Origin of the sequence: Verrucomicrobium sp. BvORR106, assembly GCF_000739655.1 — a bacterium.
In the GTDB taxonomy this organism is placed as follows: domain Bacteria; phylum Verrucomicrobiota; class Verrucomicrobiia; order Verrucomicrobiales; family Verrucomicrobiaceae; genus Verrucomicrobium.
The window spans coordinates 92,090-115,442 of sequence record NZ_BATR01000181.1 but is presented as its reverse complement, the minus strand read 5'-3'; the positions used below and the strand labels follow the sequence as shown (position 1 = coordinate 115,442).

The following is a 23,353-nucleotide window of genomic DNA, read 5'->3' as shown; positions in this document are numbered from 1 at the left end:
TGAAGGTACGGCGAGGGGGGGCGGGACAAGAGAGGTGCCAACGGTCTGTGGATTCTACCGGTCGTTCTCCCAAGGCGCTCGTTTGAGTCGATGGATTCCAGCGGGCGTGCGGAGTGCGACTTTGGGAGGGTGCTTGCTTTCGTCTCTTTCGCTATCGCTTCCGGCAGCGTCTGAGGCCCCGCCGCTGGAGGTGGTGTTTCAACTGCCTCTGGCACCGGCAGGTCTGACGGTGGCTCCGGATGGTGCCTTCCTGTTGAGCATCAATTTCCAGGAGAAACCGCAGAACCGGGTGGTGGCGGTAAACAAGAAGGGGGAGTCCCGCCCCTTTCCCACCGCGACCATCAGTCAGGCCTCTAAAGATGAGCCGTTGCTCCTGGATGCGGTGGAGGGCCTGCATACGGACAAGAGCGGAACGGTCTGGATGGTGGACAATGGCCGACGCAGTGAATTGCCGCCCAAGCTGGTGGCATGGGATTTTGATCACAACAAGCTGCAGCGCGTCATCCATCTGGCTCCTCCAGCCGTGCTGCCGGACTCGCTGTTGCATGATCTGGCACTGGATCCCGAGGACCCCTTTGCGTACCTCAGCGACCCTGCCAATGGTTCGGATGCGGCATTGATTGTCGTGGACATCGGCACCGGGCTTGCTCGGCGGGTCCTCCAGGGGCACCCTTCCGTGGTTCCGGAGGAGGGGACCCAGCTCGAGATCGACGGGCAGCGTCATCAGACCCGGCGTCTCGATGGCAGTGTGGCCAATACTCAAGGGGGCGTGAGTGCGCTGGCGCTGGATCGGAAAGGGGAGTGGCTCTATTTCGGGCCCATGCGGTCACGCCGACTATATCGCATTCGCACGGAGCATCTTCGTAATGCCGCACTGGCCCCGGAGAAGCTGGCCGGGCTGGTGGAGGAGTATGCGAGCAAGCCCGTGTGCAACGGCATCAGCCTCGATTCCAAAGGCAACATCTATGTTTCTGACGTGGGGGCCAAAGGGGTGGGGATGATTGCTGCGGGCACCAAGCAGTATCGTGTGCTTGCGACGGACTCCCGGGTGTCCTGGCCGGATGGATTGTGTTTTGGCACGGATGGGAAGTTGTACTTCTTCACCAACTCGAGGAAGGGGCGGGCAGGGGAGACTGTGACCGCCTCGCTGACGGCGCCGGAGGTGCCCGTGACGAATTATCTTTTCAGGCTCTCAACTGGGGCCTCCGGTCGCGTGGGGGATTGATCAGGCTGGTGGCCTCAAAGGTTCACCCTAAGGTTGATGAAGGGGTTTTAGCTCGGGATAGTCGGGCGCTCCCCTATGAATGCTGATCTGATCAAGGTTCTTCTCGCACTGGCTGCATGCGTGGTGATGCTGGTGCGCGACAAGCCCCGGATGGATGTGGTGGCGCTCCTGGCGATGATGGCTTTGCCCATGATGGGGCTGATGTCGGTGCCGGAGGCGTTCGCAGGATTTGGAGACCCCAGCGTCATTCTCATCGCGGCACTTTTTGTGGTCGGTGAGGGGTTGGTGCGGACTGGTGTCACCTATCAAGTGGGTGAGTGGCTGCTGAAGAAGGCGGAAAGCAGCGAGACACGACTGCTGATCTTGCTGATGATGGTGGTGGCGGGGCTGGGATCAGTGATGAGCTCCACCGGTGTGGTGGCAGTCTTCATCCCGGTAGTGCTGGGCGTGAGCCGAAAGCTCAAGATTCACCCTGGTCGCTTGATGATGCCTCTGTGTTTTGCCGGGCTGACGAGCGGGATGATGACGTTGGTGGGGACGCCACCGAACCTGGTGGTGGATGCGGCGCTGAAGCAGAGGGGGTACGGAGGATTCTCCTTTTTCTCGTTCACTCCGCTGGGGCTATCGGTGCTGGGCCTGGGCCTGGGGTACATGCTGCTGGTCCGGCGTTGGCTGGTAACTGACCCGAGCGGAGGGGCTACGGGTGTCAGTCGGCGCGGCCTGTCCCACTTCATTGAGGAGTACAAACTCCAAAACCGTGGCTGCCGCTTCAGGGTGGCAGCGGGTTCCCCTTTGGTGGGCGCAAAGCTGGAGACCTTGAATCTCCGCCAGACGCATGGGGCCAACTTGATCTCTGTCGAGAGGCCCGGTCGATTGCGTTCGGAATTGCTTCAGCCCGTAGGCAAGACGGTGTTGATGGAGGGGGACGTGTTGCTCGTGGACTTCTTTGCCGCTGACAATGCTGCGGATTTTGGTGAGAAAATGGGACTGAAGAGGCTGGCGCTGCGCGGTCACTATTTCATGGAGCGGTTTAATGAAGTCGGGATGGCGGAAGTGGCAGTCCCGCCGGAGTCATCCTTGATTGGGAAGACGGTTCTGGAACAACGGTTCCGGACGCAGCATGGGGTGAGCGTCGTGGGTTTGCGGCGGAACGGTGCCGCCTTGGCGGGTGGGGTGTTGGAAGAAAACTGAAGATGGGGATGTGTTGCTGGTCGCGGGCCCATGGAAGGCCATTCGTCGGCTCCGTGGTCAGATTCAGAACTTCCTGGTCCTCAGCCTGCCTGCAGAGATGGACGAAGTGGCCCCGGCGGCCAGCCGGGCTCCCTATGCCCTGATGGCGCTGGGAATCATGATGGCGCTCATGATTACTGGGGCGGTGCCGAATGTGACTGCGGCATTGATCGCCTGCCTGGTGATGGGGGCGTTTCACTGTGTTGACTTCAAGAGCGCTTACCGTTCCATCCACTGGCAGAGTCTGGTGCTCATTGCGGGGATGATGCCCTTTGCCAGAGCGCTGGAATCCACAGGTGGGGTGGAAATGGCGGTGAATGGGCTGACGGCTGCTCTTGGAGATGCGGGTCCCCGGGCGATCCTGGCGGGAGTGTTCGCCCTCACGGCGATGATAGGGCTCTTTATTTCCAACACTGCAACGGCCGTCCTGATGACACCCATTGCGCTGGGGCTCGCAGAACGGCTGCATGTGGCACCCCATGCGTTCGGTATGACGGTTGCGATTGCGGCTTCCGCAGCCTTCATGACGCCGGTCTCCTCCCCGGTGAACACATTGATCATGGCTCCGGGACGCTATCGGTTTGGAGACTTCGTGCGGGTGGGGGTGCCCTTCACCGTGCTGGTGCTTCTGGTAACGGTACTCGTGGTTCCCTGGTTGTTTCCCATGGAGTGAAGACGACCGAACAAAGAAGATGTGAAAAGTGTAAAATTCTAGTTGAGAAGTTTGGTGCCCCGTCCATGTTCACGACCCGGCCGCAATGAAAATGCTCACGTGGCGGAATTGGTAGACGCGCAAGATTCAGGATCTTGTAGGGAGACCTGTGGAGGTTCGAGTCCTCTCGTGAGCACCATCACTATTCTATTTTTTAAATCGAAAGCGGTGGCATGCAGACAGTAGCAAGTGACAGCGGCACAAAGAAAGGGCAAGACGCCAGCTTCGTACGGAAGGCCTTCGCCTCCATCGCCAGTCGCTATGTGCTGACGAACCATGTGTTGAGCCTGGGCATTGATGTGATCTGGCGTTGGCGCACCGGGCGGGAAGTCGCCGCGTGCCAGCCGCAGCAGGTGGTTGATCTGGCCACAGGCAGTGGGGATCTAGCTGCGGAGATTCAGCGTCGGTGTCCCGACGCCGCGGTTCTTGGGGTGGATTTCTCCCAGCCCATGCTGATGGAGGCCCGGAAACGAGGGTTGACCCAGTTGGTCGTGGGGGATGGGATGAATCTGCCTCTGCAGGATGCCTGCGCTGATGTGGTCACCGTGGCCTTCGGTCTTCGCAACATGGCTTCCTGGCCCGATGCGTTGAGAGAGATGTCGCGCATCCTGCGACCAGGTGGGCACCTTTTCGTGTTGGATTTCTCGTTGCCCAAGTCAGGGCTGATCCGGGCGGGACACCTTTTTTATCTCCGTCATGTGATGCCTCGCGTGGCGGGCTGGCTCACCGGAGAACGTGCTGCGTATGAGTACCTGTGTGGCACCATCGAGGCCTTCCCCAGCGGGGAGAAGATGAACGCGATGATCTGCGAGAATGGTTTTGAGAAAAGCGACGCCGCTGCGCTGAGCTTCGGCATCGCGTCCCTGTATCACGCTCGTAAGGCGGGCTAGCTGGTCACTGAAAAAGCCTGGGCAGAAAATCCGCCAGGTAGGTGCGCCAGAGTGGCCAGGTGTGTGCTCCCGGAGTGGCGTGCCATTCATGCTCAATCCCACCAGCTTTCAGTTGGGTGACAAAGGCTTCGTTTCTGAGCAGCGCCCTGTCATCCACGCCGCATCCGATCCAGAGCAGGCGCAGTTTCGCATTCGTGGAGGCAACATCCGCCAGGAGCGTGGCGGTGACTTTCTCATCGGCTGGGCCGGCGCTGAAGGCTCCCACCCAGGCAAAGCGGTCGAGATGGCTCAAGCCGATGCTCAGAGCCTGCCCTCCGCCCATGCTCAGACCGGCGATGGCGCGGCTGGAGGGTTCCTTGGAAACTGGATATTCTGTCTCCACCAGCGGCAGGGCGTCTTCAAAGAGTTCACGGCGGAAGGCGTCAAGAGCGGCGGCTCGACGGTTGGGATCTTGAGGGCTGGTTCTCCCCAGAGGATGGCCATCGAGCATGACCACGATCATGGGGCGGGCCTTTCCAGAAGCGATGAGGTTGTCGAGGATCCAGTGAGCCTTCCCGTGGGTGACCCAGGTCTGCTGGTTATCACCTGAACCATGCTGGAGAACCAGTAGGGGCAGCGGGCCCGCTGTGTTGGGGATGTGGCGGGAGGGCGTATAGACGACGAGTTCGCGCGGGCGGCCCAGCGCCTTGGAGAAATACGTGTGCTGATGCACGGTGCCGTGTGGCACGTCCTGGAAGTCCCATGCGGCAGGTGGGCTGGAGGGGATGTGAAGGATGCTGGACCTGGGTTCCCGAGAGGGTTTGATGGCAGGGTTGCCAGGGTCCAGGAGATAAAGTCCGTCGACATCGAAGCTGTATTCCCAGACTCCCGGGGGCACCGTTGGAAAGGTGCCTGACCAGATGCCGTCTTCCGCACGGGTGAGGGGGAGCGGGTTCTTGTCCCACTGACCACGCAGAGTGACAGTCTTGGCATTGGGGGCCTTCAGGCGAAAGGTGACACTGTGGTCATCCTTGATCTCTGGGGATAGGACTGGCGTCGGGACTGAGGCCGGTCTCGCTTCAGCAGAGGACGCGACTTGGGCCTGAGTGCCGGGTGTTAGGGCGAACAATAGAAGAAGGGCGGTGCAACAGATCTTCATGGGGAGGGCATACGTGAGATGAGGCCGCAATCCGTCAGTCATCTCGGGCCAGTGCTTTCCCTTCTTGATGATGCGGAAACCACGAAAAAGTAATGCTGCTGGGAGTGAGGAGATGCGATGTTAATGAAGATTCTAAAATCCAGCAACCCGCTCACTTTCTGTCCCCTCCAGTGCTTTGTTCTTGCCTCGCTGGGTCTTTTTTGAGAGGAAAGAGGATAGCAACAAATTACATCTGCCATCATGTACGACTCCTCTCCTGCGACGGCGCCCTCACTGCGGGTTTTAGAGATTCAGAATGGCCTGGTGATCAGTGAATCCGGCCAACAGGATGCGGATGACTTTGCCGCGGACTATCAGGGGCTGCGCCACTTCGCAGATCGCGTGGGCGGTGCGCTGGAACTGGGAGGCTCGCTGTATGCCGCGATCCATGAGCCTGAGTTTTCCATGATGTTTTTGCTCCCAGTGGGCACGGACAAACCTTCCACGCAAGCCGTGGGTGCCATGGTGGATGCCAATGTCTCCAACAATGAGCTGCTGGTGACCCTGCGGCAGCAGGGAGTGTGACCCTCTTCTCCCACCCAGATGACTGAAAGGCCTTCAGGCACTTCGATGCCTACTGGCTCTGATCACAACTTCCTCCCGCAATCCTACCTCCATGGCCAATCCCATCACTCCTTCCCTCCGCGCGAGCCTTGAGCGCCTCAAGCACGCGGGCTCCGTCAACGGGCTCTGTCTTTCATGGCGTCGCCAGATCCTGGTGAGCCTCATGCCGTATGAGGATTTCCGGGTAGAGCAACTCGTGCAGGTGCTCAACGATGGGCGGGATCATTTCCAAAGTGGCGGGACCCGTCTGGTGGACTCCCTCTGGCTGGGGTTCCCGGATGTGCATGCCCTGGTGGTCTTCGCTGGCGATATCAGCGTGGTGTTGCTGCACACTCGCCAGGAGGAGGCTGACTTCCTCACCGGCGTGGTAAAGACTTTCCTCAATGATGCCCAGCTGCTGGTCGCGGCGGCACTGAGCCCAAGCAATGGCGAAACGGTCGGGGGAGATGACGAGGAGAACTGGCTGCCCCAGCCGCCGCGTCTGGATCCCAATCTGACAAACGTAGTGTCCTGAGCCGCCCGTGAGTGGGGGTTCTGGAGGCGGGATGGCCCGGGCGGCCCATTGAAGGCTGCGCCGGGAAGAGGGGGGGATTTTTGCAGGAAGCGTGTCACACCTTTTAGGGCGTGGCCATTTGACGGAAAGAAGTAGCGTCGCTGGCGCGAACTTCGTTGTGCATCGTCAAACTTCCTTCGTATGAATCCCACTACACTGCAAGCGCTCAACCGCCGTTCGTTCCTGGGCCGCACCGCCGCCTTCACCCCGGTGTTGTTTCCTTTCGTCCTGAAGGGGGCGACGGGCGCTGACGCGAAGAACGCGGATACGTTGAAAATCGGTCTGGTTGGTTGCGGCGGCCGTGGCACGGGTGCGGCCCAGCAGGCGCTGAGTGCAGACTACAACACCAGCCTCTACGCAGTGGCGGATGCCTTTGCTGAGAAAGCTGAGGCCAGCGTGAAGATGCTGGGTGACAGCTTTGCCAACCGGGTGGACGTGCCTAAAGAGCGTCAGTTCATCGGGCTCGATGCTTACCAGAAGCTGATCGAGATCTGTGACGTGGTGATTCTCGCGAGCCCTCCCGGATTCCGTCCGGCTCATCTGGCGGCTGCGGTGGAAGCGGGCAAGCATATCTTCTGCGAGAAGCCCATGGCGGTGGATCCGGCTGGCTATCGCGTGGCACTGGATGCCATCAAGAAATCCCAGGAGAAGAAGCTCAGCGTGGTGGCCGGTTATTGCTGGCGTCGCAGTGCCTCCCGTGTGGAAGCCTTCAAGCGGCTGCACGATGGCCAGGTTGGTGACCTGACCTCCGTCTTTTCCACCTACTACACCGGCCCAGTGAAGCCCATGCCAGAAGCCTCTGCCCGCAAGCCGGAGTGGAGCGATGTGGAGTGGCAGGTGCGCAACTGGTACAACTTCGCATGGCTGAGTGGCGATGGTCTGGTGGAGCAGGCGATCCACAGCGTGGACAAGCTCTGCTGGGCGCTCAAGGACGCGGACCCGATCTCCTGCGTGGCGACGGGCGGCCGTCAGCTGCCGAATGAGGGCGGCAACATCTTTGACCACTTCCACGTGGCTTACGAATTCCCGAACAATGTGATGGCCCACCTCGGCTGCCGCCAGATCAAAGGCTGCTACAACGAGAATGCGGACTACATCCGGGGCACCAAAGGTGCCCTGATCATCGGCCGTGGGGACAAGCCCTTCATCGACGGTGAGGACCGCTGGCGTTTCCGTGGTGAAGAGAAAAACATGTATCAGGTGGAGCACGACGAGCTTTTCGCCGCGATTCGCAAGGGCGAGATGCTCAACGACGGCACCTGGATGCTGCACAGCACGATGGTGGGCATCATGGGCCGCATGTCTGCCTACTCAGGCAAGAAGATCACCTGGCAGGAAGCCATTGCCAGCGACGAAGACCTGGCCCCTGAGGCCACGCTGAAGTGGGGGGACAAGTTTGATCCAGGCCCGATCGCGCGCCCAGGTCTGATCAAGGCCTGAGGCTGTGTGCTGTTCTCTCCTGCTGAGAACAACCTCATGGGGAGTCGGGAGGTGGTGTGAACCGCCTTTCGGCACCCGTCATCAGAACGTCATTCTTTCAACACTCATCGTAAAAACTGACGGTGGGGGAGAAGGTCCGTAGTTGAGACTCGATCTCTGAACTTTCGGGTTTCCTCCCTCCCGCCCTGTGCTAAGCCATTGGTTCCCATGCGACCGACATCCCTACTTGCCATCGCTTCCATTCTTCCTCTGGGCGGGGCTTCAGTGTTTGCTGAAGCGGCCCCCCAAGATCGAGAAACCAGATTTCAAGCAACATGTGAAGCCGATCCTTGAGGCGGCCTGTGTGCACTGTCACAACGACAAGTCCGACAAAGGCGGCCTGAATGTGACGACGCTGGATCTGACGGTGAAAGGCGGCGACAATGGGACGGCCTTGGTGCCGGGTGATCCCGCCAAGAGTCCCCTGTATACCACAACGGTGCTGGCGGCGGATGAAGATGCGGTCATGCCTCCCAAGAAGGAAGGGCTGCTGGCTCCGGAGCAGGCAGAGATCCTGAAGCTCTGGGTGCAGCAGGGAGCCAACTGGCCCAAAGAGGTGAAGCTGGAGCAGACCGTGCGCGTCAGCTTCGAGAAGCACATCCAGCCCATCCTGGAGGAGAACTGCCTCTCCTGCCACAATGCCGACAAGGCCAAGGGCGACCTGAATCTCGCGACGAAGAAGGACGCCTTCACCACGGGTGAGAATGCGCCGACGATCATTGCTTTCAACTCTGCCAAGAGTTCCGTGTACTCCCTGGCATCTCTGCCGGCGGACCACGATGACCTCATGCCGCCCGCCAAGAGTGGTGGCCCTCTGAAGAAAGAGCAGCTTGATCTGCTGCGGGGCTGGATCGACCAAGGGGCGGTGTGGCCTGAAGGGGTGACGCTGAAGGCCAAGGAAAAGAAAGGCCCGACCACCGAGAGCCTCGACAACATGGAGCTGGCGAAGAAGATCCACGATTTCATCGTGCAGACTTCCAAGGAGAAAGCCGAAGGGGAGATGAAGGCCTATGACAGCAAGGTGCCCAAGACGGGCATCGGCTACAAAATGGCCGCGATCAAAGGTGGTGAGTTTCTCATGGGCAGCCCGGAGTCCGAGCAGGGTCGAAAGGATGACGAGGGGCCCCAGGTGAAGGCGAAAGTGAAACCCTTCTGGATGGGGGTGCACGAAGTGACCTGGGATGAGTACCTCCCCTTCATGATCACGGATGTGGGCCGCAACAAGAACGGCTCCAAACAGAAGCCAAACCCGGCGGACGGGATTGCGGATGTTATTTCCCAGCCCACGACCCCCTATACCGAGATGAGCTTCGGCATGGGTACGGATGGCTATCCCGCCATTTGCATGACGCAGCACGCGGCCAACAAGTATTGCCAGTGGCTGAGCGCTCAGACGGGCCACTTCTACCGCCTGCCGACCGAGCAGGAGTGGGAGTATGCCGCTCGCGCTGGTACGACGACCGCCTATTATTGGGGCAATGAGGCGAGCCAGGCCAAGGAGTACGAGTGGTACTACGACAACGCACCGAACTTCCAATACTCCCAGGTGGGCAAGAAGAAGGCCAACCCTTGGGGTCTGTATGACATCCTCGGCAACGTGTGCGAGTGGACGATCGACCAGTACGAGCCCGACTACTACAAGAACCTCGCTACTCTGGGTGACAAGTCCGTGGGCTTCTATGTGAAGTCCAAGAAGCCCTATCCCCAGACGGCTCGTGGTGGCTCCTATGACGATGACGCTGTCGGCCTCCGCGCCGCGGTGCGTCGTGGCTCCAACCCCGACTGGAAGCAGCAGGATCCCCAGCTCCCCAAGAGCATCTGGTACCTCACGGACGCCAAGTTCCTCGGCTTCCGTATTGTGCGTCCTCTGGAGATTCCCAGTGCCGAAGAAATGTTCCACTACTGGAACAACGGCGTGGAAAAAGAGTAAGAGGCAGCTTGGATTTTAGATTTGTGAGTTGATGAAGGCGGCGGCGTTTCCTGCGGAAGCGTCGCCTCTTTTACTTTGGCTCATGAGGATGCGTATGCACAGGAGGATTGCTTTCTTGGTTGTTGGGCTCCTGGCATGGAGCTTGGGCTGCAAGGCGCATGCTGAAGAGGATGCTGCGCTGAAGCGGTACCAGTACTCACGCCCCCAGATGGGCTCTGTCTTCTACATTACGCTGTACGCTGAAGATGAGGCAAAGGCTGGGGTGGCGGTGGAGGCTGCCTACAAGAGAGTGGAGGCGATCAATGCCGCTGTCTCGGACTATCTGCCAGAGAGTGAACTGAGCCGTCTGAATCGGGCCCCGGCAGGCCAGGCGGTGAAGGTGAGCGATGATCTGTTCGCTTTGCTGGCCAGATCAGCGGAGGCCTCGCGTCTGACCGAAGGAGCCTTCGACATAACGGCGGCGTACGCGGTGCAGCAGTGGCGCCGGGCGAAACGGAGGAAACAACTGCCGGATGAAGCGGAGACGCAAAAGGCGGTGGCCATGGCCGACTGGCGCAAGGTGCAGATGAATGAGGAGCAAAGGAGTGTCACGAAGTTGGCCGGGAAGGTGCTGATCGACCTGGGCGGCATCGGCAAAGGGTACGCTGCGGACGCTGCACTGAAGGTGCTGCGAGAGCATGGCTTCACCCGGGCGGTCGTGGCTGCAAGCGGGGATCTCGCCTTTGGGGATCCGCCCCCTGGGAAACCCGGCTGGGATGTGGCGTTGCGCACTTTTGAAAACGCGGAGGATGCCGACCGGTTTGAGCACGTGACGCTGAGCAACTGTGGGTGCTCCACTTCCGGGGACCTGCATCAAATCCTTGAACTCGGCGGCAGGCGGTACTCGCATATCGTGAACCCGAAGACCGGGCTGGGATTGACGGACCGCATTGCCTGTAGCGTGGTGGCTCCTGATTCCACCACTGCAGACGCTTATGCCACGGCCTTCTGCGTCATGGGAGTGAAGAAGACGGAGGCGTTTTTGAAATCGAATCCAGCACTTCAGATGCAGGTGCGCATGACGTGGCAGGAGGATCAGGAGGGAGGGTTCAAGACCCAATTGATGAATTGGGGGGCACGGCCTGCCAAGGATGGCCCCCAACGGGGTGACTGAAAATGAGGCAACCTACGGGCACTGGAACAGGTAGCGCCCTGAACGTGCCGCAGCGCCTGCGGACTCCATCACGGCGACCGCCTTGGCGGCGGGTTCATCGGCACGGCAGAGTGTCGAGGCACGTGCTGCGGCCTCCTTGACCGTGGCGTCCCGAACCAGATGGCCGAGCTTCGCCGCCACGGCTTCGGCCTTGAAGTGTTTGGGTTCAAGGTAATCGCCGGTGCCCAGGCGCTGCAGGCGCATCACGTTGTCCGGTTGGTCGTGTCCCATGGGCATGATGAGCTGGGGCACCCCGGCGGCCAGTCCCTGGGAGAGCGTACCAATGCCGCCATGGTGCACAAACGCGGAGACGTGAGGGAGCACCTCACTGAATGGCAGGTAGGCAAAGTGCCGGGCAAACGAAGGCAGTGGGGTGGGAAGCTGCTCCGGGAAGCTCGTGCCCAGCAGGGCGCGCAGTCCCAGCTTTTCGCACGCCGCCAGTCCTTCGCGGAAGAAAGCCCTGGCCTGAGTGTTGCCAGTCCCTGGAGTGAAGAGGACCGGTTTGGTGCCTTCCTGAAGCCAGGCGGCGAGATCGGGCGGGAGCTCGAAAAGCGTTCGGAGGTCGGCGAGCGGGAAGCCGACGGTGTGGGTGTTGGCCGGCCAGTCGGGTTGGGGGGCGGCGAACCACTCCGGGAACAGTGCCAGATTGGCATCGGGGGAATGCATCCAGTCGGGCACCACGCGCCGAGGTCCCGGGATGTTGATCTCCCGGCACATCGCTTTGACCTGGGGCGTGAGCTTGAAATCTGAAGGGTTCGGCAGGGAGAAGAGGATCTTCTTGGCCCACACCGGCAGCTTCAGCATCCACTCAGTGCCTGGCATGATGATGGGGGTGTCGTGCACGCTCAGGAAACAGACGGGCTGCAGGTGCACGGTGACCAGGGGGCACTTGAACTTCTCCCGCGCAGCGCGAGCGGCCATCATGGTGAAAGGCGCGGCCAGGACGGTCTCGCCGGGGCGGATGCGTTCGGCGATAGTTTCATAGAACGGGCGCAGCAGCTTGCCGGCCATCTCAAAGACCAGTGCCGTGCCCTTGTAGGGCTTCCAGAGATCGGGGTGGCTCAGGATCTTCTCGTATTCTTCTTTGTTGCCCACGCCGGTGAAGCGGAGATCCGCCCGACGGGCCGCATCGTCGAAGAGCGGGGAGGTGATCAGCTCCACATCGTGTCCGCGCGCCTTGAGCAGGCGGCCCATCCAGATGAACGGATTGACGTCACCGGCGCTGCCAAATGGAACGAGGAGGAAGTGGGCCATGGGGAGGACTGGGGGCTGAGCGTGAGACTAACGGGCTGGGGCGCGGCATGCACCCAGAAAGTGATGATTGCTGCCTGCGTCGTTCCTTCATGGGTGAGTCGGGTGAAGCATCTGCCGGATTCGCAACGTCTTGTGAGAATGGTGACTTCATCGTCAGATCCCGCTCACAACCTGTCCTTCCTCAAATGGCGCCTTTGGACAGGGATGATTCCTTCGTTGCTGGGCCTTGTGGCGTGGGGGAATCTGACGGCAGCTGCACCCAACGAGGTTACACCCGGGAAGCCTGCCGGTCAGCCGGAGTCGGGCGCGGTCGCGACAGCAAGACAGGTGATGGCGTTCCCTGATCCGCGAATCACGGTGTCTGGTTTGGCGTGGTGGAAGGAGGAGGCCAAACTGAAGCGATTACCAGACAGGCTGAAGGCGTCCGTGCCGCCCAAGGTGTGGCAGCTTTCCCAAAGTCCTGCGGGGGCCAGGCTCCGGTTTCGAACGGATTCTCTGAACGTGGGGATCCATGCGGTGACGGGAAAGTACAAGCTGGCCCCTTCACCACCCATGGCTCTGATCGGCATGGATCTGTACAGCGAGGGGCGCTATCTGGGCAGTGCTTTGCCGGATGAAAATGCGGTCCTCAAGAAGGAGTGGACCCTGGGGACAGAGCGCGTGATGCGGGACGTGGAAATTTATCTGCCCATGGGCAGCCCGGCCACAGTGGAGAGTCTTGTCTTGGATCAAGGGGCCAGGCTGGAAGCGGGCAAGCCGTATTCGCGAGACAAGCCGGTCGTGTACTACGGGTCCAGTATCACCCAGGGGGCTCAGGCCACGAATCCCGGAGGAACATTTCCCTGTCTGCTGGGACGTTGGCTGGACACGGACTTCGTGAACCTGGGGTTCTCGGGCAACGGGATGGGGGAGCCGGCCCTGGCCCGGGCGGTGGCGGAGATTCCCGCAGCGGTGTTTGTCATCGACTACTGGGCCAATCCCGCACCGGAGGTGTATGAGAAGACCTTTCCCGAGTTCATCGCCATCATCCGGGTGAAGTTTCCTGATACCCCCATCGTGGTGACGGGACCGTACTACAATCCGTCAGAAGTGTTTGGCAGTCGCATGGGGCAGTATCAGCTGGCAAAACGTCTGCTCATTCCCAAGCTGGTGGAAGAGAAACAAAAGGCGGGGGACAAGAACATCCATTACGTGGATGGCTTGACGTTGATCTCCGCAGAGCAAGCGGATGCATTGTCGGACGCCCGCCATGCGAACAGCTACGGCATGTTCCTCTATGCGAGGGGGCTGGAGCCGGTGCTGCGCAAGGTATTGGGCATGCCAGTGGCACCGGAGAGGTAATCCGGCGCTTTCCAGGGACTGACATATACTATCGTCAGCGCGTGGAACTGCGGGATGGCTCCGAATGCCTCGGGACAACGGCCTGGTCTTGCCGGATGGTTTGCCGCACAGTAAGATCTGATTTAAGCATGATGACTCGCTCTTCTTTTTGTAGAACCGTTTGGCTGCTTGGCGTGGCTGGAGTGGTGGCACCCCGAATGGCAACCTTGTCTGCTCAAGAGTCGGTCGCGACGCTGGCTGCTGCCATCAGCAAGCTTGAGGGAATAGAAGGCCCGGATGGCGCCCGACTGGGTGTGTATGCACTTGATATCGAGAGCGGCATGGAAGTAAAGCACCGGTCGGAAGAGCGGTTCCCCGTGTGCAGCACCTTCAAGATGATCCTGACCTCGGCGATTCTGAAACAGAGTGTGCAGGATGCAGGGTTGATGACGCGGCGTATCTCCTATGCGAAAGAGGAACTGGTGACCTATTCACCTGTCACGGAGAAGCATGTGAAAGACGGGATGACGGTGGAGGCGTTGTGCGCGGCCGCCATGCAGTACAGTGACAATACAGCGGCGAATCTTCTGATGAAGATCCTGGGTGGGCCTGGCGCGGTGACGGCGTTTGCGCGATCAATCGGCGACTCGCAGTTCCGCCTGGATCGATGGGAGACAGAATTGAACACGGCGTTGCCAGGTGATCCGCGTGATACCTCGAGCCCGGCAGCGATGGGGCACAGCTTGCGGAAGCTGGCATTGGGCGACGGACTGCCAGAGACGCAGCGTGCGAAGCTGGTGGAGTGGCTGCAAGGCAATACCACCGGGGACAAAAGGATCCGGGTGGCGGTGCCTCCTGACTGGAAGGTGGGCGACAAGACAGGATCAGGGGACTACGGCACGGCCAATGACGTTGCAATCCTTTGGCCACCGGGGCGCAAGCCGATTGTGCTCGCAATATATCACACGCAAAAGGCGGCGGATGCGAAGTGGCAGAATGAGGTGATCGCTGCGGCGGCCCGTGTGGTGTTGGAGGCCTTCGGTATGCTGCCGGTCAAAGGGTGAGCTTTGACACTGGGGTGGCCCGCGTCGGGTCTTGATCTGAACTAGTTACGACTAATGTACTACGGAATTAATTCTCTTTGGGCAATTGCGATTGCATTGTCCCTATATTCTGGGCGTCGGGTCCTGCCCATCGCCGTGGGATTGCTGGGAGGACTAGTGCACGCCGGCATTTGGGTCTGGCACTTAGGCTACTGGGGCATCGCAGGGCTGGGCGTTTTGACAGCCATCTGTATGCTGAGCGCGCCGGAGTTCTTTGGCAAAGAGTTGTAACGGAGTGTCTGCCTCGCTCTGGAGCCAGCTTGATCTTGCCACTTCGTAGCTTTCCTGTGAGGGGGGGAGTGGGCCATCTCTTCTGAGAAAGCGGAGTGGCTTTGAGCCGAGGAGATCCACGTTGCAAGGCTCCGAGTAAGTGTCACTGTTGTGGTGAGTGGAGCGGTCCCCACAATGGGCTGCTGGCTCACGCACAATATGAGCTTCACGTTTTACATCGTCTATCAGGCGTTGGAGTGGATGGCTTCGGTGACCGGACTCACCTACAAGGAGATCAACATCGTGGTGTTTTATGGGATCGTGCCCATGGCGTTTTTCCTCCTCATCGACAAGATTCTGGGGAAGGCGGTTTGCCTGAGTTTGTTCTCTGTATTTCTAGCAGTGTTATATCTGACGGTGAGCAACTGGACGATGTTTGCTGAGAGAATGTTTGATGCATCGGTGGATTTTCTCCAGTGGTTCCGTCACGTGGGCATCAGCTACGATCTGGCCTCCGTCGTTCTCTGTGTGTTGGTGCCGCTCTGCGCGTTTTTTGTCCTGCTCTATCTCGCGTATCCACGTTGGTTTCACCGCCATCTTCCCGGATTTGCGCGGGTCATGGCAGGTCCGCAAACACAGGGTTACCTCTCAAGAAAGCAGGAACCGTGACCATCGGGATTGAGGTGAACTTGCTCGATCCCCTCCCTTAATAGGTTGGGCCACTGAAGGCTAATTGGTCTCAGAATTCCACCAGTACGGGTGCAAAGTGAAGACGCCCTTCAAGTTCCTGACACAGAGCTGCCGGGATGCGGGGTCCCATTGAATGGGTTTGCCTGTGCCAGGGTCGATGGGAAGGCTGGCAAGAATGGAGGGAGAGAGTTCAGCCGGTTCTTTCGGGAGATGTTGGAATTGGAGCTCGAACTGACGTAGGGCGAGATGAGAAGTCATGAGCCGCAGGGAGACCACCTGTTCAAGCAGATCCTCCACCAAGACCTCGGAGCCCGTTTCTACGAGATGAAGGACCTGGGCGCCAGTGGTGTTGATGCCCAGTCTGGGCAGGGAGTTGGTGACCCCAGTTTTCGCAGCAAGCGGTGGTTCATGACGCAAACGTTGATGCACGGAAGGCCATCCATCTTGCAGTGCCAAAAGCAAAGGTCGAATCCGCCACCCGTAGGCGACGAGCGTCAAGTTAGGTTTGAACTGGGCTTCGGGATACAGGGCCCGTGGTCGATCCAAAACGCTGCCTGGAAACCGTGGATCGTGAACCATTGACCCATTCTGTGGGACCACAGTTCGTACTCTGCGTGAAGCATAAACTGTAGACCGGAGCGTGATGGTTCCAGAGTCTGAAGGCGGTTGACAAGGAGGGGGAACGTCTCCGGAGACAGGTGGACCGTGGAGTTTCGCAAAAGGGCATCCAGTTGGAGCAACGCTCTGCGGCGCAAATCCATTACGAGCATCTGTTGCGGGAGTTGCCCTTCGGCCGCGTCCAGACGCTGGAAATACAGAAGTAGATCCAGAAACTGACGGACAGCCTTTTCTGGCTCTCCGCTGGCGGCGAGATGCATCCCTCGCATCTGCACAATCTCCGCCATCGTGATGACTTCATTCTGGGCAGGAAGGAGAGAGTGAGTCTTGTCCTCCAAGTAGTTGGAGCCGACGTCGGGTCCTATGCCCCGCCAGCGCCACGAGGAATGACTGCTGGCGAGCAGTTTGTCAAAAGCCGACAGGGCGTGTTGGTTGATTTCAAGGTTGTATGTTGCCGCTGCGTGTGCGGCGGCGCTGCCGGAATGACTGCTTTTGGTGAGGTAGGGCGCAGGTCGTCGGACTCTGACGGCTCGGTACTCTAGGACAAACTTGACCAGCGGATTTTTGTCCTCAGAGATTTCAGACCACTGGGGACTAAGATCCTGATCGTGAGGTGCCGGCACATCCACCAAATAGAGTGTGACGGTGAGCCATAGCAGCAGTAGCAAGAGAATGGCACAACCGAAGCGGACCTTCTGAGCGCTTGAAGGGCGGTCATCGAAACCATCAGCTTCTGCCGACTTGAGGATGGCTGGTTCTTCGGACATAGGCGCAGGGGTGGGGTGCCATCGACGACACAAAGGATGAGCTGGATGTTGAATAGCTGTGGGCGAACCTCCTAGCCCGGCTTGCCAGGTTCAGACCATAACCAGTTTTCTTCAGAAAGGTGCATGTAGGCAACACCGTCCATGATGACCTTGGCGCGCCCGGCGCTACTCCAGTGGATCTCCACGTTTTTCGGATAGAAGCTTTCACCATAGAAGCCGAAACTGCTGAAGATGGGGCCTCCCGCATTCCGCCGATAGTCGGCGCAAATGAAGGACTCACCTTGCCCCAGCAGGGCTCCAATCGACCAAGGATGCCAGAAGACTTTACGTACGGTGACCACGCCGACTCCCTGAGGGGCGTTTGCTTCTGCAAGAACAATGCCCTGGGCTCGCCAGATCACGAACCCGAAGAGCAGTACTGCGAGGAGAAGGATAACGAGGAAGGGCCTTTTCACGAGTGGGGGAGTGTGGCGGGCGTGTTCGGTTGGCGGACTTGCGCGGTGGGACGTGACTCTCCGCATTCTTGCTGTACCGTGTGAAGGATCTAGGAAGGGCATGTGAATTAGGCGTGAATTCGCAGGGCAATCACCGAGTGGGCGGGTCGCTTTGCGTGGGTCGGTTCCGCCGTCTGCCAGGGATCCGTGGTGTCAGTCGATGCTTGGTGGGATCGGAGAGAAGGGGCATCTTGTGCACGCTTCAGCTCCTTGTTCCCGGATGCACCCTCACCGTTCTATGGGATGCTTGCGTGCTTCTTCGCCCCACCAGTAGTATTGACCAACATCTTTTCGATTGAAACGAAAGCCTTCGCTGGACTTAGGGATCGGAGAGACGTGGTTGATGTTTCCGTCACTGTCTGTGCCATCGGCTCCTATGGAGTAGAGGGTCTGAGTGGTTTGATTCCAGCGGTAGGGGAGTTTACTGTAGAGGTCAGTGGGAAGCGAGGGAAGGATACTGGATGTCAGTTCCTCCAGGTGAGTAGGCAGGCGACCCTGGCGAAGCTCGTAGAGACGTAGGGCAAGGATTTGGACGATGATGTCATGCACGGCAGCGTGATCCATGACATTGTTTGGCTGAGTACAAAGACGTTCGGAAAACTGTTCCGTCTCTTCGGCTCCGAAGCGATTCCGGGACAGAGTGAGGCGAATCCGAGTCAGCCTAGCGAATGTTGCGGATGGCTGGGGAGGTTGCCGATTTGCTATGGATAGTCCGGTGTTCCAGTCAACCGCAAGTCCTTCAAACAGGGGCTTGGCCCGGGAAAGCCACATAGTGAGGCATTGATTGACCTTGATTTCATCGGCGAGTACCGGTCTGTCACCCGGCCAGTTGCTTTTAAAGAATGTATCCTGGTTTGCATGATCGCTGATGAATTGCGTGACCCACTCATGGTGGACTTGGATGGCAAATCTCAAGTGCTCGCGATCCGGTCCCTCAAGTGCGAGCAAGGTTTCCAAGCAAGACTGAATCTGTGATTCGGAAGTGCCTGGGTGAGTCAGTAATTTTTCAAGGGACTTTTCAGCATAGGCTTGAAGTTCAAGAGCCTGTTCCATCCGTTGGAGGCTTTGTTTGACGCGGCTGAGGTGACAACCCAGCCGAATCAGTTTGAGGCAGTCGGCAATGCCGAGATCAAGCCGATCTGACTTGCGATGATCAAGCAGACGCTGCTCTAGAAAACTCTCGAGAAGGTGGAGTTGTACCGGTGAACCAAAAAAGAGTTTGAAATCATGCGGGAGTCCGGCGTCCGGCCAGATCCATGTGGACGGGTCAGTGTCAAGAAGTGCATCTACTGCTGCGAAAGCGGACGAATGGTCAGCCTGAAACTGCTCTTGCTCTGGGGTGAGGGGCACCAGCATCCAGAAAGGCTCAGACGATGGGTCTGTCGGGATACGGAGGGCTTCAATAAACTTCGCGAGAGGAGATGGATCGGTTCCCTTGCCGACCGAAGTCCAGTCTGGTTTCATGAGGGTGTCATCAGGGGCGGGGCCATCGTATATCGCGAGGAACACGACTGGGCCGATCATGGTAAGGGCCAGGAGGCTGAGTGCGACGCTCCAGACAGCTCGGGACTGACGCCGGGCATCCGGCACGACATGTTCAGGCTTCTTGGCCATTGGCAGGTTTGTTGATTGACGGGCGTTAGGTATTTTTGAAGAACTGAAGGTGAACCTCAGTGGGCGAGGGCGCGGAACGGGGCCTGCTACAATGATCTGGTCTTCCGTTTGCCTGGGCTGGAAGTGTTCTTCTCCTGCAATTGTTCCTCGCGCTCTCTGATGGCTTCAGGGCTCCACCAATACAAGTTCCCTGCGTCTTCGCCCCGACGGCGCTTGCCGGGGTCAATGGCCCCGCCGTCGTCCGTGAGGTTGGGGCCTACGGAATAGAGGATCTTGCGCGAGGCGTCCCACCGCAGGGGCGCATCGCTGAATGGATCGATGGGCGGGGCGGCGAGATAGGTCGGTACAAGTTCGTCAAGGGTGGCAGGCAGACGGCCGTGTTGCAACTCGAACCGACGGAGCGCGAGCATAGTGAGCACTTCCTGATACTGGGAATTGGTAGCAAGGATTCTAGGGAGGAAGTTCGTCATGGTGTGAGTTTGAATCACGAGGACCTTGCCGCCGTAATTTCCGTCAAGATAGAACCGGGGCTTATGGATTTGACTTTGCAGATGTTGAATATCGCGGGATAGCTGTTCGTTTGCGATCAGGGCTTCGTGCCAGGACCGTGTGAGGGCAGCGACGACGGGGCGCATCAGGGCGAGATCAAGGCTCATGGTGTGATTTGTCTTCACCATGCGCCCCAGGATACCGGGCAAGGGCGTGGAGCCATCGTACATCACTCCCCAGCCCTTCTGGCGGGCTTCAGGAAGGCAGCGCTTGAGGCTGAGATACTCACCGCGTAGGGCGAATGCATAGTCAGTCGGGCTGCATCCGATCAACGGCTCGAGATCCATTTGGATCTGTTGCAGCTGGCCTTCGGTGAAGGCTCCATTTGCCATGACCTCTTCGATCAAACTGAGAGCGGTGGTAAATGTGGTGCTGGCCGCCATTTGGTGAATGATGGTCCCCTTTGATCCGTGAAGCCGATGGCCGAATGCCACCAACGACAGGCAATGTTGCAAGGCTTCTTCGTGATGGCCTTGTCGGGAAAGTTGTTGAACCTTCATTCGCATCGTGAACGACATTTCTCTAATCTTTGCGAAGTAGTCCGGTGGGGCCATGATGTCGGTCACCTGAATCCCGCCTGGCCATTGCCAGGTGGCGGGATCGGTAGCCATCAGGTGATCAAAGAGGGTGAAGGCCATCGACTGGCTGTCGAGAAAAGCTTGGACCTCGGCCTCACTTCCCTTGTGCAGGTAGCGAGTGGATTCGGGTATCGTGAACACTTCCTCTACGGAAGTCTTCTTGATATCAGCACAGAAGACCGCCAGAGGGTTGCTGTCCGTGGTCTGAGTGGACCACTGGGGAATTATGTCAGCGTCGTCAGGTGGCGGGCCGTCGAGAAAGATGATGAGCCAGCCGACGATGGCGAGCAGGAGTGTCAGAAGGCCCAGCCCTATCCTCCATACCCGACGGGAGGAGACGGATGCCGCCGCTTGTTCAGCCGTAGTCATGGTGAGGGGTGTCGTCAGGGGGCTATGCGGTGCTTGCGAGCCTCTTGTCCCCACCAATAAAATTGACCGAGGTCCGTGGAATAGATCTTTCCGGGCGGGTTTAGTTTGCCTCCGTCATCGAGGTTGTTTTGTCCCACCGAATAGATGGCCTGATTTTTAGCACTCCATCTGAGGGGGTGGCCGTCCAAGGGGTCAAGTGGCACCTCAGGAAGATACTTCGGCACGAGTTGGCTGAGTTTCGCTGGCAGGGTCCCCGTCTCAAGTTGATGACGGCGCAAGGCGAGTTGCAGGATGGTAACTTGGTGCAAGGCGGCAGCGTAGGCCCCGCTGCCAATGCATCCGATTGTTGACCCGATGGAGCCTTTGACCAGGACGTAGCCACCTGCATTGGGGTTGAAGCTTTTGCGAAAAGGATTCCTGTTGATTCGGGTCATTTCTGCCTCGGCATCTTGCGCAGCACGACGGGCAGGAAGCCATCCCAACTCAAGGTTCCGCACGATGGGGAGGACAAATGCCTGTCTCGTTGCCAAGGTCATGTTGGGCTTGTACAGATAAGGTGCCAAGGCTCTCTCCAGAGGCCGGGTGCTCAGGCACCATGCCCAGTCTGCGTTTCGGACTCGAGGGATCTCCACGACTTGCTTGAAACGCTGATGCTCCAGCTTGATGCCCTGGATTAGATCTGTGGGACGGATGGTGCATTCGGTCAGTTTGTTCTGAACGTTCTTGAGATGCTCCGGTCCGTACTCGTGAGCGACAATGACGCGCTCCAACACGCCATTCGCGGAGGAGAGCATTCGGTTGGAAATGATCTGAAATTCCACTTCTCCATCCGTCCGGGCCAGGCCTGCGGCCAGTTGATAGATGCGAAGGCAGTCATCCAGCGCGCCTACGGCACTTCCATCCTGCTGCCGCAAGCTCGAGCGAAGGTCGAGGAATTTGGCAAGAAAGGGGAAAACGCGAGTATTTTTCCATGCAGAGTCCAGCGTGGCTGGATCGCGTACGCCGGGCCAGCGCCACACGACAGAATCTGTGGAGAGAAGCTTGTCCAATGAGTCCAGTGTTGAGGCTTGCTCGTCGAGAAAGGTCCGGATGGTTGCCTCGTGGCCTGGAACGAGCTTGCGTGACTCTTCAGGAAGTTTCAGGAAATCGTCCTGGAGTGCAGCAGGCACGGTCGCCAGAAACTCTGCCAGAGGATTGGGAATGGAAGAGGGAAGTTCTGCCGAAGGGGAAAGGGCCGAGTCATCAACTGGAGGCACATCGAAGAACAGGAGCACTCCCACGGCAACGCCGAGGACGGCCACCAATGCGCCGGAGGCAAGCCACCAGGCGCGACGGGTCTGGCGTTTGGGTTCCGCGCTGTGAACGAGAATGGTATTGTCAGACGACGACATCCTGCTTGAACGAGGTTTGCTTGTTACTCAGCTTTGACATTTGCCCACCAGTACGTGGATGTGATTTCATAGGCGTCGGGGTGGGAGTACGGCAGTTTTCGAATCTCTGCCTTGGTTGGATGTAAATCCGCTCCGGGCAGATGAATGATGCCCTTGTTTCGGTTCCACCGGAGTACATCCCCGGTCGAAAGAATGATGGGAGTGGAAGAAAGGGTGTCAGGTGTCAGCGCTGCAATATCATTTGGGAGAGTCCCCGATTGCAACTCAAAGAGTCGCAGGGCGAGATTGATGCGGGTGACTTCGTAGGCATCCTGCAGACAGAGCAGGTCAAACAGCGTGTCGAGGTCTTCTTGAATACAGCGATGGTGGGCCCATTTCCCTCCGTGATTGCCATCGATGTAGGCGCGCCAGTTACCGAGCGAACCCAGAACCTCCCGTGACCGTTGGATTTCAATCAAGGCGCTCTGGACGGCGCTCGGCCAGCCTGTCTTCAGGGCATCGGACATCCTGTCCTCTATTTCCAGTCGCAGATGCAGAGTGGCATTGGGCTTGAGGGTCAGTGTCAAAGGGGTGAATCGAGCACGTAGCGGTGCGTACCAGGAAATACGAAGATGGTACTCCAAAGTATCGCGGGCGACGGCATCTTTGATCAAGCGTTTGAAGTGCTCATACGCTGATTTGCGAGCATGAGTGTATGCGTCAAGATTGGCGGGAACATGAGTGGTGAGGGTGGCCAGCGTCGTGCGCAGCAATTCTGGCGTGGCCTCGGAGCCGCTCAGGATTTCTGACAGAACTTCCAGGCACTGATGTTGTGTTCCCAGACTCGAAACATACTGGTCTGAGGTAAGTTTTGCGATTGCGGCGCGGTGGTTCACTCGAAAGACAAGTAGCGCCAACTCTGTTGCCTCGGCTGTTTTGCCTGATGCTACCAGCAGCGGGCACTTTGCGAGGAGATAACCTGAAGTCACGTCCAGTGCGCTAATTCGGGCCATTCGTCGGGCTGGTGGTGGGTCAAATTGGGGATAAGGCCACTCCCATGTGGAAACGTCTGAGTCAGACAGCGCCCGAAATGCCGCGATGGCACCGGCCTCCTCCAAGTCAGTGCGGAGAAAGTGTTCTTTCAGCTTCTCCGGGTCATGAAGGTTGGGTTCGGCAAAAGGATCGGCAGGAGAGCTGACCACGGCTTCCATGCCCTTTATCGGCATGTGATTTGTTGCGGCGACATACTGCGCCAGGGCATTGGATTCGACGTGAATCAGAGTGGGTGCAGGCAACATGTGCGCATCATCGGGATCGGGCGCATCGTGGAAGATGAACAGCCATGCTGTTGATCCTGACAGGAGAAGGAAAAAGCCTGCGCCTAGGAGAAGTGGGTTCCGGTAGAGCTGATGGGGGCTCCAGAGCATGAGGGGAGGGCCAGTAGTCCGTTGCGATTACGAATTAA

Annotated in this window: 19 protein-coding genes, 1 tRNA gene and 1 pseudogene; 12 read left to right on the top strand and 9 right to left on the bottom strand. The window is 58.7% G+C overall.

What is annotated here, in order from left to right; translation table 11 throughout:
- The first annotated feature begins 133 nt into the window (after positions 1-133).
- The 4 genes and pseudogenes from BV106_RS32320 (at position 134) to BV106_RS32305 (ending at position 4,057) form a co-directional block, all read left to right on the top strand.
- Positions 134-1,225, top strand: a complete 1,092-nt coding sequence (locus tag BV106_RS32320) for an L-dopachrome tautomerase-related protein (RefSeq protein ID WP_038171832.1) — start codon at positions 134-136, stop codon at positions 1,223-1,225.
- Positions 1,226-1,300: 75 nt separating this feature from the next.
- A pseudogene (locus BV106_RS39305) lies at positions 1,301-3,128 on the top strand (SLC13 family permease).
- A 93-nt stretch (positions 3,129-3,221) separates the two neighbouring features.
- A tRNA-Leu gene (locus BV106_RS32310) sits at positions 3,222-3,306 on the top strand.
- 34 nt (positions 3,307-3,340) lie between these two features.
- Entirely contained in the window at positions 3,341-4,057 is a 717-nt protein-coding gene (locus BV106_RS32305) for a ubiquinone/menaquinone biosynthesis methyltransferase (RefSeq protein WP_038171830.1), read from the top strand.
- A gap of 4 nt (positions 4,058-4,061) precedes the next feature.
- Here the strand turns inward: BV106_RS32305 and BV106_RS32300 are convergent, their stop codons facing one another.
- A complete protein-coding gene (locus tag BV106_RS32300) occupies positions 4,062-5,195 on the bottom strand; it encodes an esterase (RefSeq protein WP_265596307.1) in 1,134 nt (377 codons plus the stop codon).
- 240 nt (positions 5,196-5,435) lie between these two features.
- Here BV106_RS32300 and BV106_RS32295 point away from each other — a divergent pair, with 240 nt between their 5' ends.
- The 5 genes from BV106_RS32295 to BV106_RS32275 all read left to right on the top strand — a co-directional run bounded on the left by BV106_RS32295 (position 5,436) and on the right by BV106_RS32275 (position 10,913).
- On the top strand, positions 5,436-5,759 hold the full coding sequence (locus BV106_RS32295; RefSeq protein ID WP_038171828.1) for a hypothetical protein: 324 nt from the start codon (positions 5,436-5,438) through the stop codon (positions 5,757-5,759).
- Between the two features lie 91 nt (positions 5,760-5,850).
- A complete protein-coding gene (locus tag BV106_RS32290) occupies positions 5,851-6,312 on the top strand; it encodes a hypothetical protein (protein WP_038171826.1) in 462 nt (153 codons plus the stop codon).
- 180 nt (positions 6,313-6,492) lie between these two features.
- Positions 6,493-7,791, top strand: a complete 1,299-nt coding sequence (locus BV106_RS32285; RefSeq protein ID WP_038171824.1) for a Gfo/Idh/MocA family oxidoreductase — start codon at positions 6,493-6,495, stop codon at positions 7,789-7,791.
- Positions 7,792-8,107: 316 nt separating this feature from the next.
- On the top strand, positions 8,108-9,760 hold the full coding sequence (locus tag BV106_RS32280; protein ID WP_265596306.1) for an SUMF1/EgtB/PvdO family nonheme iron enzyme: 1,653 nt from the start codon (positions 8,108-8,110) through the stop codon (positions 9,758-9,760).
- 115 nt (positions 9,761-9,875) lie between these two features.
- Positions 9,876-10,913 (top strand): FAD:protein FMN transferase, encoded by a 1,038-nt coding sequence (locus tag BV106_RS32275; RefSeq protein ID WP_265596305.1) that lies wholly within the window; start codon positions 9,876-9,878, stop codon positions 10,911-10,913.
- Between the two features lie 12 nt (positions 10,914-10,925).
- Here BV106_RS32275 and BV106_RS32270 read toward each other — a convergent pair whose 3' ends face one another.
- Positions 10,926-12,206 (bottom strand): glycosyltransferase, encoded by a 1,281-nt coding sequence (locus tag BV106_RS32270; protein ID WP_038171820.1) that lies wholly within the window; start codon positions 12,204-12,206, stop codon positions 10,926-10,928.
- Between the two features lie 204 nt (positions 12,207-12,410).
- Between BV106_RS32270 and BV106_RS32265 the strand changes: the two genes are divergently transcribed.
- The 3 genes from BV106_RS32265 to BV106_RS32250 all read left to right on the top strand — a co-directional run bounded on the left by BV106_RS32265 (position 12,411) and on the right by BV106_RS32250 (position 15,508).
- Positions 12,411-13,547, top strand: a complete 1,137-nt coding sequence (locus BV106_RS32265; RefSeq protein ID WP_038171818.1) for an SGNH/GDSL hydrolase family protein — start codon at positions 12,411-12,413, stop codon at positions 13,545-13,547.
- A gap of 131 nt (positions 13,548-13,678) precedes the next feature.
- The gene (gene bla / locus BV106_RS32260; RefSeq protein WP_038172026.1) at positions 13,679-14,590 is read left to right on the top strand and encodes a class A beta-lactamase; all 912 of its coding nucleotides are present in this window, start codon (positions 13,679-13,681) and stop codon (positions 14,588-14,590) included.
- 468 nt (positions 14,591-15,058) lie between these two features.
- Positions 15,059-15,508: a hypothetical protein gene (locus BV106_RS32250; RefSeq protein ID WP_265596303.1), complete on the top strand. Its 450-nt coding sequence runs from the start codon at positions 15,059-15,061 to the stop codon at positions 15,506-15,508.
- Between the two features lie 60 nt (positions 15,509-15,568).
- On the opposite strand, the gene BV106_RS32245 is transcribed toward BV106_RS32250, so the two are convergent.
- The 7 genes from BV106_RS32245 to BV106_RS32215 all read right to left on the bottom strand — a co-directional run bounded on the left by BV106_RS32245 (position 15,569) and on the right by BV106_RS32215 (position 23,315).
- On the bottom strand, positions 15,569-15,958 hold the full coding sequence (locus BV106_RS32245) for a hypothetical protein (RefSeq protein WP_265596302.1): 390 nt from the start codon (positions 15,956-15,958) through the stop codon (positions 15,569-15,571).
- Positions 15,959-16,023: 65 nt separating this feature from the next.
- Entirely contained in the window at positions 16,024-16,914 is an 891-nt protein-coding gene (locus BV106_RS32240; RefSeq protein ID WP_038171810.1) for a hypothetical protein, read from the bottom strand.
- Between the two features lie 71 nt (positions 16,915-16,985).
- A complete protein-coding gene (locus tag BV106_RS32235; RefSeq protein WP_038171808.1) occupies positions 16,986-17,369 on the bottom strand; it encodes a hypothetical protein in 384 nt (127 codons plus the stop codon).
- Between the two features lie 267 nt (positions 17,370-17,636).
- Positions 17,637-19,022 carry a hypothetical protein gene (locus tag BV106_RS32230; RefSeq protein WP_038171807.1) on the bottom strand — a complete coding sequence of 462 codons (1,386 nt, stop codon included), beginning with the start codon at positions 19,020-19,022 and terminating at the stop codon, positions 17,637-17,639.
- Positions 19,023-19,108: 86 nt separating this feature from the next.
- Positions 19,109-20,518: a hypothetical protein gene (locus tag BV106_RS32225; RefSeq protein ID WP_038171806.1), complete on the bottom strand. Its 1,410-nt coding sequence runs from the start codon at positions 20,516-20,518 to the stop codon at positions 19,109-19,111.
- A gap of 14 nt (positions 20,519-20,532) precedes the next feature.
- The gene (locus BV106_RS32220; protein WP_038171804.1) at positions 20,533-21,909 is read right to left on the bottom strand and encodes a hypothetical protein; all 1,377 of its coding nucleotides are present in this window, start codon (positions 21,907-21,909) and stop codon (positions 20,533-20,535) included.
- Positions 21,910-21,932: 23 nt separating this feature from the next.
- Positions 21,933-23,315 (bottom strand): hypothetical protein, encoded by a 1,383-nt coding sequence (locus tag BV106_RS32215; protein WP_038171803.1) that lies wholly within the window; start codon positions 23,313-23,315, stop codon positions 21,933-21,935.
- Positions 23,316-23,353 lie beyond the last annotated feature (38 nt).

What these genes read in the sequence shown, in the direction of transcription:
- BV106_RS32295 (WP_038171828.1), top strand. Translation starts at nt 5,436, where the DNA reads ATGTACGACTCCTCTCCTGCGACGGCGCCCTCACTGCGGGTTTTAGAG.
- BV106_RS32285 (WP_038171824.1), top strand. Translation starts at nt 6,493, where the DNA reads ATGAATCCCACTACACTGCAAGCGCTCAACCGCCGTTCGTTCCTGGGC.
- BV106_RS32225 (WP_038171806.1), bottom strand. Translation starts at nt 20,518, where the DNA reads ATGACTACGGCTGAACAAGCGGCGGCATCCGTCTCCTCCCGTCGGGTA.
- BV106_RS32270 (WP_038171820.1), bottom strand. Translation starts at nt 12,206, where the DNA reads ATGGCCCACTTCCTCCTCGTTCCATTTGGCAGCGCCGGTGACGTCAAT.
- BV106_RS32240 (WP_038171810.1), bottom strand. Translation starts at nt 16,914, where the DNA reads ATGTCCGAAGAACCAGCCATCCTCAAGTCGGCAGAAGCTGATGGTTTC.
- BV106_RS32265 (WP_038171818.1), top strand. Translation starts at nt 12,411, where the DNA reads ATGATTCCTTCGTTGCTGGGCCTTGTGGCGTGGGGGAATCTGACGGCA.
- BV106_RS32250 (WP_265596303.1), top strand. Translation starts at nt 15,059, where the DNA reads ATGAGCTTCACGTTTTACATCGTCTATCAGGCGTTGGAGTGGATGGCT.
- BV106_RS32220 (WP_038171804.1), bottom strand. Translation starts at nt 21,909, where the DNA reads ATGTCGTCGTCTGACAATACCATTCTCGTTCACAGCGCGGAACCCAAA.
- BV106_RS32215 (WP_038171803.1), bottom strand. Translation starts at nt 23,315, where the DNA reads ATGCTCTGGAGCCCCCATCAGCTCTACCGGAACCCACTTCTCCTAGGC.
- BV106_RS32290 (WP_038171826.1), top strand. Translation starts at nt 5,851, where the DNA reads ATGGCCAATCCCATCACTCCTTCCCTCCGCGCGAGCCTTGAGCGCCTC.
- BV106_RS32230 (WP_038171807.1), bottom strand. Translation starts at nt 19,022, where the DNA reads ATGGCCAAGAAGCCTGAACATGTCGTGCCGGATGCCCGGCGTCAGTCC.
- bla (WP_038172026.1), top strand. Translation starts at nt 13,679, where the DNA reads ATGACTCGCTCTTCTTTTTGTAGAACCGTTTGGCTGCTTGGCGTGGCT.
- BV106_RS32300 (WP_265596307.1), bottom strand. Translation starts at nt 5,195, where the DNA reads ATGAAGATCTGTTGCACCGCCCTTCTTCTATTGTTCGCCCTAACACCC.
- BV106_RS32305 (WP_038171830.1), top strand. Translation starts at nt 3,341, where the DNA reads ATGCAGACAGTAGCAAGTGACAGCGGCACAAAGAAAGGGCAAGACGCC.